The 13,084-nt window shown below is 57.8% G+C and carries 9 protein-coding genes; 4 read left to right on the top strand and 5 right to left on the bottom strand.

Annotated elements, in window-relative coordinates; translation table 11 throughout:
• Positions 1 to 355: 355 nt before the first annotated feature.
• The 4 genes from CA85_RS06990 to CA85_RS06975 form a co-directional block, all read right to left on the bottom strand.
• On the bottom strand, positions 356 to 1,273 hold the full coding sequence (locus tag CA85_RS06990; protein WP_186774803.1) for a tetratricopeptide repeat protein: 918 nt from the start codon (positions 1,271 to 1,273) through the stop codon (positions 356 to 358).
• An 80-nt stretch (positions 1,274 to 1,353) separates the two neighbouring features.
• On the bottom strand, positions 1,354 to 3,003 hold the full coding sequence (locus CA85_RS06985) for an FAD-dependent oxidoreductase (RefSeq protein ID WP_146390605.1): 1,650 nt from the start codon (positions 3,001 to 3,003) through the stop codon (positions 1,354 to 1,356).
• Positions 3,004 to 3,065: 62 nt separating this feature from the next.
• Entirely contained in the window at positions 3,066 to 3,617 is a 552-nt protein-coding gene (locus CA85_RS06980) for a rhodanese-like domain-containing protein (RefSeq protein ID WP_146390604.1), read from the bottom strand.
• A 79-nt stretch (positions 3,618 to 3,696) separates the two neighbouring features.
• On the bottom strand, positions 3,697 to 4,014 hold the full coding sequence (locus CA85_RS06975) for an ArsR/SmtB family transcription factor (protein ID WP_146390603.1): 318 nt from the start codon (positions 4,012 to 4,014) through the stop codon (positions 3,697 to 3,699).
• A 115-nt stretch (positions 4,015 to 4,129) separates the two neighbouring features.
• Here CA85_RS06975 and CA85_RS06970 point away from each other — a divergent pair, with 115 nt between their 5' ends.
• The 4 genes from CA85_RS06970 (at position 4,130) to CA85_RS06955 (ending at position 11,010) form a co-directional block, all read left to right on the top strand.
• Complete coding sequence (locus CA85_RS06970; RefSeq protein WP_186774802.1) at positions 4,130 to 4,717, top strand: sigma-70 family RNA polymerase sigma factor; 588 nt, start codon at positions 4,130 to 4,132, stop codon at positions 4,715 to 4,717.
• Entirely contained in the window at positions 4,714 to 6,417 is a 1,704-nt protein-coding gene (locus CA85_RS06965; RefSeq protein ID WP_186774801.1) for a FecR domain-containing protein, read from the top strand. Before CA85_RS06970 ends, CA85_RS06965 begins: the two co-directional genes overlap by 4 nt.
• Before the next feature lie 137 nt (positions 6,418 to 6,554).
• On the top strand, positions 6,555 to 9,584 hold the full coding sequence (locus CA85_RS06960; RefSeq protein ID WP_391564844.1) for a DUF1553 domain-containing protein: 3,030 nt from the start codon (positions 6,555 to 6,557) through the stop codon (positions 9,582 to 9,584).
• On the top strand, positions 9,574 to 11,010 hold the full coding sequence (locus CA85_RS06955; RefSeq protein ID WP_246112570.1) for a DUF1501 domain-containing protein: 1,437 nt from the start codon (positions 9,574 to 9,576) through the stop codon (positions 11,008 to 11,010). Before CA85_RS06960 ends, CA85_RS06955 begins: the two co-directional genes overlap by 11 nt.
• Positions 11,011 to 11,348: 338 nt before the next feature.
• Here the strand turns inward: CA85_RS06955 and gdhA are convergent, their stop codons facing one another.
• The gene (gene gdhA, locus CA85_RS06950; protein WP_146390599.1) at positions 11,349 to 12,686 is read right to left on the bottom strand and encodes an NADP-specific glutamate dehydrogenase; all 1,338 of its coding nucleotides are present in this window, start codon (positions 12,684 to 12,686) and stop codon (positions 11,349 to 11,351) included.
• Positions 12,687 to 13,084: the final 398 nt, after the last annotated feature.

The following is a 13,084-nucleotide window of genomic DNA, read 5'->3' as shown; positions in this document are numbered from 1 at the left end:
AGCTTGTCTGACAGGAATCACCGTTTTGTGATTAGATCAAGATGGAGCATTCACCCCGCTCCCATGCGGGCTTGCCCCGCATGACAGCAAAGTTTATCGACTTGGTTTCCTGTCAGACAAGCTGACAGGGGAACGTGTGTCGATACCGCGGTTTTCTAATTTCAAAACGTCGCTTCCCGTGTGACAAGCACACGGGGGAGCAAACTAATGGGTAATCAACAGGAGGCGACGAGTCCTTGGATTTGACGCCAGTTCAGGACTCGTCGCCTCGTCCACTACCCTAAGAATAAGTCGTGACAGACCACTAGCGTCCACCGGCTCATTGGGCCATGCGAAATGACTTCCCCGCACCTGCTCAGTAGCGAGTCGAACCGAATTCGGGAGTCGCCATTTGCGTACCACCGGCGTTGAGCTGAGCATCTCGGGCCGAGTTGATTTGACGGCTCAGAGCAGCCACGCGTTCGGTGGCCATCGTGGCATTGGGACCGAGGCTGCCTCCGCCGACTTGCAAGGCGTGTTGATAGTTCTGCAGCGCTTGCACCGGATCCCCCTCATGCTCCCGCAGCCGCGCCAGGGCCAACCACGCGCGGGGGTTATTGGCATCACTTTGAACGGCATCTTCGAGATATTTCAAGGCGACTTGAGGCTCACCGTGCTCCTCGTACAAACGGGCCAATTCGATGCGTGGCTCAGCGAGCGTGGGGTTCTGAGCGGCCCAGTTTTTCATCAGGGTGAACGCACGATCGGGACGTCCGGAATCGACCAACAGGACCGCTAGGCCGCGGTGTGCGTCGACGTGGTTGGGATCGTGATCGAGGCATTGGTTATACAACGACTCGCTCTGCCGAATCAGGTTGGGGTCTTGCCGTTGGTTGCCTAAGTGGTGAGTCGTGGCGGCGAGGTTGTAGTAGCTGTCAGGGTCTGCTGGATTGGAAGCGATCGCTTTACGGAACTGTTCCATCGCCCCGGTGTACTGCCCTTGGTTATACATCGCCGCACCCTGGCTGTTCTGGCTGGCCGAGGCCCAATGACAGCCGCTGAGCGTCGCGAGCATAATCCCGACGATCATGGAGGTGATCAAACACGACCATGTCATGTAGGGGCGCCGTGCTCCGATCGAATAGGGATTGCCAGCATCCGGGTCCGAATATTCAGCCGTCGAGGCGTCGGGGAACGCGTCGCCGACGACCAATCGCAGCCGCGGTGGCTCGGGCTGGACTTCCGGTGTGGCGGGCGGAACGGGTGCCGTTTGTTGGAGTGCGGGACTGGGCATCGGCTCTTTCGCAAATAAATAGGGTAACGCGTCTATTTTGCTTGGTAGCGATTGCGAGCCGTTCACCGCAAGACGAACTGTTAGCCTGATTGTGAAACGAGTCGGTACCCGCCACTGAGGTTGACGGCATCGAACCCCCGCTGTTGAAGTATCCGCGTGGCCATGTAGCCGCGTTGGCCGACCTGACAGTAGCAAACCAGTTTGCGATCCCGCGGCAATTCCGAAATTTGAGACCGCAGCACCTCCAGTGGAATGTTGATCGCGTCAGGAAGGTGCCCGCGAGCAAATTCTTGCTCGGTGCGAACGTCCAGCAGAATCGACATGTCAGCCGTGGATTGCTCGAGATCGCTCCAGTGAACGACGGCGTGATCGCCACGCAGTGCCCCGGCGGCGACGAATCCGGCCATGTTGATCGGATCTTTGGCCGAACCATACTGCGGTGCGTAACAAAGCTCGACTTCTTCGAGATCATCGACAGTCAAGCCAGCTTGGATCGCCATCGCGATCACATCGATGCGTTTGTCCACGCCGTGAGTGCCAACCGCCTGGGCACCCCAGATCCGGCCGTTCTCCGGATCGAAGAGCAATTTCAACGTCATCTGAGTCGCACCGGGATAGTACCCAGCGTGATCATTGGGGTGGATGTAGATTTTCTGATAGGAGCGACCGGATCGCTGCAGCATTTTCTCGCTCAGTCCGGTCATCGCCGCCGTCTTGCCGAAGACTCCGACCACCGCTGTCCCCTGAGTGCCACGGTAGGTCGAGTCGCGGCCGAAGATATGATCGGCGGCGATCCGGCCTTGACGATTGGCAGGACCGGCCAGAGGGATTTGAGTGGGATCGCCTGTCACGAAATCCTTCACCTGCGCGACATCACCCACGGCATAGATATTGGGATCGCTGGTTTGCATGTGCTCGTTGGTCACAATGCCGCCGCGTGGGCCACAATCGATGCCAGCCTCCGCCGCCAGTCCGCTTTCGGGGCGCACGCCGATGCATACGACTGCGAAAGAGCTGTGGATTTCTTCACCTGTCTGCAGCGTGACGACCAGCCGCCCCTCCTCGGTTTTACTGTCCCGAAAAGACTCTGCGGAATTCTGCAGCTTCAAGCGGACACCTTGATCTCGCAGATGCTGCTCGAGCGGTCGAACCATCTCAGCATCCCAGGGCGGCAAGATTTGCTCCGCCAACTCAACGACCGTGACCTCAATGCCCCGTCGAGCAAGGTTTTCCGCAACCTCGATTCCGATGAACCCAGCTCCCACGATCACGGCGCTGCTGCTGCCATCGGTCGCGACACGAGCGTGCATCTGATCGGCATCGTCAAGGTCGCGCAGCTCGAGAACGTCGGGATGATCGATACCTCGAAGCGGAGGTCGAAACGGTGATGCCCCCGTTGAAATAATTAACTTGTCGTACGTTTCGGTAGAGACTTCGCCCGTCTGCAAATCCTTGATCGTTACCGATGCGTTGTCACGATCGATGGCAACAACCTCGTGCCGGGTGCGGACATCGAGCCGGTGCCGTTGACGCAGAAGCGAGGTGGGAGCTACCAGCAGTTTGTCCCGTGCTTGAATCTCTCCCCCGACGTAGTAGGGAAGGCCACAATTGGCGAACGAGGGTTCGGGGCCACGCTCGATGAGGATGATCTCCGCGTCCTCATCCAAACGCCGCGCCCGAGCAGCGGCCGAAGCGCCTCCTGCAACGGCACCGATAATCACAATCTTCATGGGTTCACTCTATTCCTGTTGTTGGGATGGGCCAATCGTTCTGGACGCAGGTTCAATGACGGCTACGTTGAGCACGATCCGTCGGTGGATTGGTTCCAGGGCATGCGGGCGATCAGCATCCCCATCGCGCAAGTGTCGGTGATTCCCGCGAACATCAACCCAGCCCCCACAAAGGCGCAGACCCCAGCGAAGGCCGGATGCACCAAAAGGGCCAAGAGTGCGCCGACGAGCACGATAGAACCGGCAGCGATGCGCACCTGACGCTCCAGCGACATCGTTTGCTTGCCGCGCACGACCGGCAACCCAGCCGCCACCCAGGCATCGGTGCCGCCGTCAATATTGATCACGTCGGTGAATCCGGCATCGATGAACTTCTGCTGCGCCTTGGCGCCGCGTGAGCCCGCTTTGCAGATCACATAAACCGGCTCCTCGGCCGCGGCCGTGCGAGCAGCGATCGCTGCTTGTGGATCGAGTCCGTCTAGCGGCATGTTGCGAGCAGGCGCGGCATGCACCCCGCGAAACTCCATCGGAGTGCGAACGTCGATCAAATCGACGCTCCCCTGCCGTGTGCGATGGGCCAGTTCGTCGACTGATATGATTGGGGAGGCTGTCATGGTGGGTCCTGACTGTTCGACATATCGACACACGGCGATACGTCATTCAAAGAAGTGGAGAGGGGGAGAAAAAAGTTTTTCAGTGCAAGAAGCGAGCTTCGACACACTCCATCAGTTGCTTCAGGTGCGGCTCGGCGACTTGGTAGTAGACCCGCCGACCCTCGCGTTGACTGGTAAAAAAACCGCATCGCTGCATCAACCGGAGGTGCTCCGACGCCACGTTGTCTGGCACGCCGGCATCCTCAGCGAGTTCACCGACGGTGAAGCGACCATGCAGCAGCAATTGCACGAATCGCAGCCGGACGGGATGGGCCAGTATTTTGAGGCATTCAGCAGCCTCGGCGAATGCAGCCGGACTGCCGGTGGGTTTCGGTACGAGATTGGGTTTCATGTTCATTGGTTTTCTCTAACACCATTATCTCGTGATGTCACGACATGTCAAGTCATCCTGAAAAATCAGATGATTGTGGGTATCCTGGACCCCTCTGCTGCCATATCCCTATGAGATGAGCATGAACTCCCTTCCCAGCGATCCGAACGAGACAGACGCGTTGCAGCGTGTTTTGCGTGGGGAGACGTCTGCATTCGAGGTTGTCCTGCGTCTGCATGAACGCTCATTACGAGCCTGGCTGGCCGCGCACGTGCCGGTCGGAGTCGATGTGGATGAAATTGCCCAGCGCAGCTTTGTGGTTGCGTTTTCGCGTTTGAAGGAATTTGAAATAGGGACCAACTTCAAGGCTTGGTTGTTCGCCATCGCTCGCTACCAACTGATGACCGAACGGACGCGTCTGCGGCGTATCGCGGACTACCATGCTCGCTACGGGCCTGACTTGCTGCAGCGGGAACTGGATCGCCGATGTGACGAGTCCCCAGAGGCATGGACCACAAAACTCGAGCATTTGGAAGAGTGCCTGCAATCTCTTGGCGACCACCTACGCCGCTTCTTAACCTGGCGATACGAAGACGAGATCCCGCTTCAGGAGATCGCCGCCCGCTGCGGTCGATCGGTTCCTGCGGTGAAAAAACAGCTTTGGAAAATCAGAGGTAAGTTACAGGAATGCATGGACGCGAGACTGGCAAGAGAAGGGGTGTCGCCGTGAATGACCAAGACCGCTTTGCTGAATTGTGGACCGATTACCTCGAAGGTGAGTTGGACGACCAAGGATTCGTTGATTTGCAAGAACTGCTCGCTGCCGAGCAGAGCTTCGTACAACGGGCCGCCGACCTACTGCAAACGCACCGACTGCTCGGATTGGTTGTGGCAGAGTCACCACCGCACCAGGACGCCTTCGTTCGCCAGACGTTGGCTCAATTGCCCAAAAGCCAAGATTCCTTTGTCACCGAAGTGATGTCACAGGTTGTCACTCAAGACGCTGCTCGGGACGGCGGGTTGGAACCCGCACGACGACAGGCGCGGCGAGATCGGTCGGTACTCACTCGTCAAGTTGGGATGGTCAGCGCAGTGACGGTTGTCGCCTGCCTGCTCTATGCCTTCGGAGCGCGGGAAGGCGATCCAGACGCAGCCCATGTTTCGTCACCGCACGTCAGGTCCGTGGCAGAACGCCAGGTTCATATGGCGAGCAGCGCGCACGCAAAGTTCTTCGGCGAGCTTCCTCCGCCCGTCGGTGCCGCGCTCCTCCCACAGCGTGAATACGTCCTGATGAGCGGCTTGATCGAAATCTTATTTCCTGCTGGAGCGACCGCAATCCTGGAGGGGCCAGCGGTCTTTCGCATTGTGTCTGACGAGCGTTTGGCGCTCGACGTTGGCCGGTGTTCGGTTCATGCATCTGAGGGCGCGGAGGGATTTTGCATTGAAACCCCGGTGTCGCGTGTGGTCGATCGCGGGACACGTTTTTCTATCGATGTCGGCGAAACGGGCGAAACAGAAGTACAAGTCATCGAGGGCGCGGCCGATGTTTATGACGCCCAGCGATTCGAGGGCTCACTCGGCGCAGCAGAACGGTTGGTCGACGGGCAAGCAAAAAGGTTTGTAGCAGCCGATTCCTTCGCCACAGAAACCGTCCCGTTCGAGGCGACTTCGTACCGCAGCCGATTACCCGACCGAGTGATTTCTTACCAGACCGCCCCCGGCCCCGACGGTGATGCCGAGAACCTCACCAGCGTGACGGTTCAGCGTGGCGGTATCGTGAGCCGACTGCCCGTCGATTCATTGATCCCATCGCGTGTGAGCTGGTTCCGATCAACCACCGCCCGCCCGTATCTCTGTGGGGCCGTCACGATCTCATCGCCTCGGCTCGAGTCTCTCTCCGATACCAGCCTCGTCACCGGCGTGATCAATCCCGATGGCAGTCTCGAGCCACTGTCGACGGACCCGGTCTTGGAAGGTGATGCTGGAACGCCTGGGATGGCGATTCGTTTTGACCGACCGGTGCTCAACGGACCCGGCGCAGACGTACTCTTCTTCGATCTACAAGCGTTTGGTAACCCGCCCGATGGCGATGCGTTTCATGTCAGTCCACTGAAGTTTCGCGACGGCCTCCAGTCGCTCACGATTGAGAAGTACGATCTGACGATGGAGTCGCCTGAAGCAAAAGTATTGTCGAGCTTCCATGTCCACTTTTTCGCGGACAAGGCGACGTCGCTCACCGAACTCAATACGTTGGCGACATCAGCACGGCAACAAAACAATAAATTTCGAGGTTTGGCCGTCGGAATTGATCTCTCCGAGCTGGGTTATGCCAGCGGCGAGAGCGTCGACGGACTCTTCATTCAAGACGCACTGGGGGACAGCGATTTTGTCGATCCTGTCTTCATTGCTGGCCTGCCGGAGCAAGAGTGAGTATGCCCTATCAATCAACGCGATTCGATTTCAGGACCTTAGCGATCATCGTGTCGCTCTTCGCATTTGCATTTCCCGTCATTGGTGGAGAGTCGTCGACGACGCAGCGGGACCAGTTTGAACAGCACGTGCGACCGATGCTGCTGTCGAAGTGCATCGAGTGTCATGGCGAACAGGACCCCGAAGGTGGCTTGAACTTGACCACGATCGAAGGATTGCTGCTCGGCGGTGATTCCGGCCCCGCAATCGTTCCCGGCAAACCCGATGAAAGTCTACTGATCGAGGCGCTGCGTTACGAATCCTACGAGATGCCTCCAAGTGGTCAGCTCGATGGATCACAGGTAGAGGGCGTTGCAGCCTGGGTGGCTGCAGGCGCGGCCTGGCCGAGCGGATTGAAGCTGGAGAAGGTATCTCAGATCGAGGAAGGTGATCGCGACTGGTGGTGTTATCAAGCCGTCGCCGATCCCGCGGTTCCCGACGTGGACGACCAAGGCTGGTGCCGCAACGAGATCGACCACTTCGTCTTTCAGCGTCTAAGCGATGACGACATCCGCCCGGCTTCCCAAGCCGAACCACGGAAGCTTGCTCGCCGGGTTCACTTTGCCCTCACTGGCTTGCCTCCGAGCGACGAAACGGCTGCTATGTTGCAGGGTGAGAATGAGCAGTGGTACGAAACGTTGGTGGATCGGCTCCTGGCAGACTCTTCCTACGGCGAGAATCAGGCAAGGTTTTGGTTGGACTTAGCCCGCTATGCGGATTCGGACGGATACAACGCGGACCACGCGCGCCCCGAAGCCAAGCATTTTCGTGATTATGTAATTCGCTCCTTCAATGAGGACAAGCCGTACGATCGTTTCGTGCTGGAGCAACTCGCCGGAGATGAAGTCGATCCTGGAAATCGAGATGCGTTGATCGGCACGATGTACCTGCGTCACTGGATCTACGAATACAACCAACGCGACGTCGAGGGGCAATGGGCTCAAATACTCAACGACGTTACCGAAACGACCGCTGACGTCTTCCTTGCTCAAGGCCTCAAGTGTGCCCGCTGTCACGATCACAAGTTTGATCCGTTGTTGCAGCGAGATTATTTTGCGCTCCGCTCGTTCTTCACGCCCCTGCTGCCCCGAGAGGATCAACCTGTTGCCGATCTCCCAACGCGTGCTGATCACTATGAGCAACAGCGAATCTGGGAGCATGCCACGGCCGACATTCGCCAACGTCTGCACGAAATTGAAACGCCGGTACTCCTGGAGAAGGCCGGCGGTCAAGGGTTCGATAAATTCACTGACGAGATTCAAACACTCGTCTCAAGCCGGCGGGACGAAATCAGTCCTTATGAGTATCAGATCGTCGCACTGACGATTCGTCAGCTCGAGATCAAGCCTGAAAAACTACCCGAGTGGCTCGACGAGGAAAAGGAAGTCGAGCGGCAAAAACTGCTCAAAGAACTTTCGGAGTTCGATTCATTAAAACCCGAGCCACTCCCTACGATGAAATTTGTGGTCAGCGACGTGGGGCCGGAAGCACCGCCGACATTCATCGCCGGGGTCAGCGACACGACTCCCATCGAACCTGCGTTCCCGCTGGTCTTGGGCGACGACCGGCCAGACATCCAGCCGCCTGCTGAAGCACTGCAATCGACCGGACGAAGAACCGCGTTAGCGAACTGGATCACCAGCAAAGACAATCCACTGACAGCCCGGGTGATGGTCAATCGCGTCTGGCAGCAGCATTTCGGCCGTGGTCTCGTTGAGAACACGAGCGATTTTGGTCGTCTCGGAACACCGCCATCGCACCCGGAACTGCTCGATTGGCTGGCCCGTCGGTTCATGGATGACGGTTGGAGCATCAAGAAGCTGCATCGTCGGATTCTGACATCGGCGACGTATCGTCAATCCGCCGAACGCCCGATGAACGAACAGTTGGCGAAGCTCGATCCGCAGAACGTGCTGCTCTGGCGACAAAATCCACGACGCCTCTCCGGGGAAGAGATCCACGATTGCGTGATCGCTGCGAGCGGTGAGCTGGGACCACAAAAACGGGCTGTCTATCAAACGGTCAAACGCAATGCCTTGGACCCGTTGCTGGCTGTATTCGATTTTCCTGATCGGGTCGAGAGTCAGTGCAAGCGGCATCGGACGACCACGTCGCCACAATCGCTGTTGATGATGAACAATCCATGGGTTCACGATCGGGCTCGAGAACTGTTGGCCGACATCGGTTCGATGAGTCTCCATTCGCTGGTCGAAGAGGCCTACGAGCGTCTTTATTTCCGTCAACCGAGTCCAGAAGAACTCGACATGGCGTTAGGGTTCATCGAGTCCTACGAAGCGGACGTCGAAATTCCCGAACCGCCGAATCCACTCACCTCGATGCCGAGCGGGGTCCCCGCGATTCAGCTGAGTCCCGAGAAAGCGGTATCCATTGAAGTTTCGCCACTCCCAGAGCTGCTCGATCCGGAACACAATGGTGACTTCACGATCGAGGCAACCGTGATGCTGCACTCGCTGTATCGGGATGCTTCGGTTCGCACGATCATCACCGGTTGGTCGGGCAGCCAATCTCAACCGGGTTGGTCGCTCGGTGTCACCTCGACGAAAAGCGGCTATCAACCTCGCAATTTGATTCTGCAATTGATCGGTTCGCGCGATGACCAAGACAGCAAGCCTGAATACGAAGTCATCCCTTCGAACCTACGGCTCGAACTCAACAAGCCCTACCGCGTCGCCGTGTCGATCGATTTGGACAACGTGGCCGAGGCAGGGATCACGTTCTATCTACAAGATCTGTCGAAACCAGACGTTGAACCGGAAGTAGCCCATGTGGCGCACCAAGCGCGTTGGAATGTGCAATCGAATCGTCCCATGGAGATTGGTGGTCGCGGGAAACATCATCGTTGGGATGGGCTGATCCAGAACGTTCGTTTGCATCGGCGTGCGTTGAGCCGGGCCGACGTCTTCGCGGACCCGCAGGACTCCGCTGACTTGCTGTTGGATATTCCATTTACGGACATCGAGAACTTGGGCCAAGACCAATCCGGTCATCACCATCACGCCACCGTGACCCATCGAGACACGCCCCCGCTCGCTTCCCCTGCGATGCAAGCACGCACCGCACTGATCCACGCCCTGCTTTGCTCCAATGAGGTGATTTATGTCGATTGATCTCGAAAGCCAAGAGCTCGCTTCCCGACGAGAAATGCTCCTCAAGGGGGGTGGAGGTTTCGGCGCACTGGCCTTGGCCGGTCTGTTGCAGAACGACAGGGCAGAGGGAGCCGAGCAGCCTGCGGATTCGCCCCTGGCAGCCAAGTTGACCCATTATCCCGGGAAGGCAAAGAGCGTTATCTTCCTGTTCATGGATGGGGGGCCCAGCCATCTCGATACCTTCGACCCCAAGTCCGAACTCGACAAATTGGCGGGCAAGCCGATCCCAGAGAGTTTTGGCCGCGTGATCACCGCGATGGGCGAATTCGATTCCCCGATCATGGCGACGAAACGCAAGTGGAAACAGCATGGCGAAGGAGGGCTGTGGATTTCCGATTGGTTACCCCACACAGCAAAAATGGCGGACGAACTCGCGGTGATTCGCTCCTGCTGGACCAATGGCATCAACCATTCCGGCGGCATCTGCCAAATGAACACCGGAACCCAGTTCGCTGGCCGCCCGTCGCTCGGCAGTTGGGTGACATATGGTCTCGGTACCGAGAACGAAAACCTGCCCGCGTTCGTGGTCATGCAGGAAGGCAAGGGGCGTGTGATCAATGGCGCCCGAAACTGGGGTGCCGGGTTCATGCCCGCCGTCTACCAGGGAACGACGATGCAACGAACAGGCCCTGCGTTCTCGAACCTGGTCCCGCCGCAACACATCGCGACAGCTCAACAGCGTCAAGAACTCGACTTCCTTTCACAACTCAATCGTCAACACGCTCAGTCACGCCAGGACAACACCGACCTCGACGCCCGTATCCGCAGCTTTGAGCTCGCCTTCAAGATGCAGTCCCACGCTCCCGAGGCCGTCGATCTGTCTCAAGAGACGGCGGCGACTCAAAAGCTGTACGGCATGAATGACAAAAAAACAGAAGCCTACGGGCGAAACCTGCTGATGGCGCGGCGACTCGTCGAGCGGGGTGTTCGATTTGTGCAGTGCTATCACGGAGCAGGCAGCAAGTGGGATGCTCACTCCGACATCGAAGGCAACCATACGAGGATGTGTGGTGGTATGGATTTACCCGTCGCCGGTCTGCTCCAGGATCTCAAACAACGCGGGTTGCTCGACGAGACCCTCGTCGTTTGGGGAGGCGAATTCGGCCGCACACCGATGAGCGAGCAAGGCAACGGCCGAGACCACAATCCCACGGGGTTCACGATGTGGATGGCCGGTGGTGGCGTTCAGGGCGGGCAAGCCTACGGGACGACCGATGCCCTGGGACTCCATGCGGTCGAAGATCGACTGCACGTGCATGATATCCATTCCACCATCCTTCACCTGATGGGCGTGGATCATCGGAAACTGGTCTACATGCACAAAGGGCGTCCCGAACGGATCGACCAAAACGAAGGCCACGCCTACAAAGAGATCGCGGCCACCTAGGGCTTGCGATCGTCACCCGCCCGCTCCGCCACACGCTCGCCGGGCTATCGATTTAATCGACGTGGCCCCGGCAAGGGTGATCCGAGTGCCGTCAGGCCCCAGGTAGCGCCGCCTGCCCGGGCGGTTCAGTCGTTGTGGCTCCGCACGAGACGCTCGCGACCTCGTTGGTCCTGCCCCACCCGTCGACGCTCACGCAGCAATCCGTGCTCGTCATCTGAAACGAGCGTTCGACCCGCTTTCGTGGGGACTTGTCCAGTTTGAAAGCAGAGCCTGCCAACTTGGAGTTCTCGCGGACGAGCCGATCGGAGGGCCACTATCGTTGCGCTGTTTCAGCTGTGCTAAATCAACCCGAGTGACTGCATCGCATCGGCGACGTTCATGAATCCCTCGATGTTCGCGCCCTGAGCGTAGTTGCCAGGGACTCCAAACTCATCAGCTGTCTCGAGACATCGGTCATGGATGTCCTTCATGATGGTCGCGAGTCGGCGTTCGGTGAACTCAAATGACCATGCATCGCGAGACGCATTCTGCTGCATTTCCAGCGCACTCGTCGCGACGCCCCCTGCATTGGCGGCTTTCCCGGGCGCATAGGCGACACCCGCCGCAATGAGTTTGGCGGTCCCCTCGGGGGTTGTCGGCATGTTCGCACCCTCGGCGACGATCTTGCAACCGTTGCGGATCAGTGCATCGGCATCCCGACCGGTCAGTTCATTTTGCGTCGCGCAGGGCAGTGCCACGTCGCAGGGCAGTTCCCATAGATTGCCACCGCGGCGATACTTCGCCTGCTTCCGCGTCTCGCAGTACTTTTCGACGGACGCCCGATCAACCTCCTTGATCCGTTTCAGCGTTTCCAAATCGATCCCCTCGTCGTCATGGATCATGCCTTTGGAATCGGAACACGCGATCACCCGCCCGCCCAACTGAGTTACTTTCTCGATGGCGTAGATGGCCACATTGCCAGCACCGGACACCACACAGGTCTTGCCCTCAAGAGACTCGTTCTTGGCCGCGAGCATTTCTTGGACGAAGTAGCCCAGTCCGTATCCCGTTGCCTCGGTGCGAACGAGTGCTCCACCGAAGCTGAGGCCCTTGCCGGTCAAGACGCTCGACTCATATCGGTTGCTGATGCGTTTGTATTGCCCAAACAGATAGCCGATCTCCCGTTTGCCAACGCCGATATCACCTGCCGGTACATCCGTGTATTCGCCAATGTGCCGGGACAGCTCGGTCATGAAGCTTTGGCAGAACCGCATCACCTCATCATCGCTGCGGCCTTTCGGATCGAAGTCGCTACCACCCTTGCCGCCGCCAATCGGCATCCCGGTCAACGCGTTTTTGAAGATCTGTTCAAATCCTAAGAATTTGATGATCGACAGATTCACCGAGGGATGAAATCGCAGGCCGCCCTTGTACGGCCCCAACGAGCTATTGAACTGAACCCGAAAACCCCGGTTGATATGGACCTCACCACGATCGTCTTGCCAGGGGACCCGAAAAATAATCTGACGCTCGGGTTCGCAGATTCGCTCGATCACCTTCTGTTCGGTAAATTTCGGATACTTTGCGAGTACCGGACCCATCGATTCGAGGACTTCCTTGACCGACTGAATGAATTCCGGTTCACCAACGTTGCGTTGTTGAATGTTCCAAAAAACAGAAGAGAGTTTTTCGTCCATCTTCGACTTCTTTCCATATCATAGGTTTTAAAATAGCAGTTCTTTGCAATCGATCCTGATTGATTGCAACCGGCATGCCACTACCCATTCTGCCGCTGGTTTGTCTTCCTGAGTTGACGCCCCCAAATACGGCGTCAACGCAGGTTACCGGATTGTCAATCGCGGTTGTCACCTCGCTGTGCATACGGCGAGGCACTTGAGGCGAGAACACCGAGTACGCCGTCTCTGCACGCGTTTTTTAGAGAGTGGAACAGGTCTTGCAGGAAACGGTTTCATCGCCCGTCATTGAAACCTGTTCCACATTCAGGAAAGTCGCCGTGTCGCCAAATGCACCGTCCGCAGTTGTTACGATTCAAACCAATCATGGACTCGTATACACAGTTACCATTCCCCGACTC

Origin of the sequence: Allorhodopirellula solitaria, assembly GCF_007859855.1 — a bacterium.
Classification (GTDB): Bacteria; Planctomycetota; Planctomycetia; order Pirellulales; family Pirellulaceae; genus Rhodopirellula; species Rhodopirellula solitaria.
The sequence above is the reverse complement of the archived record's forward strand: the minus strand, read 5'-3'. Positions and strand labels throughout refer to the sequence as shown.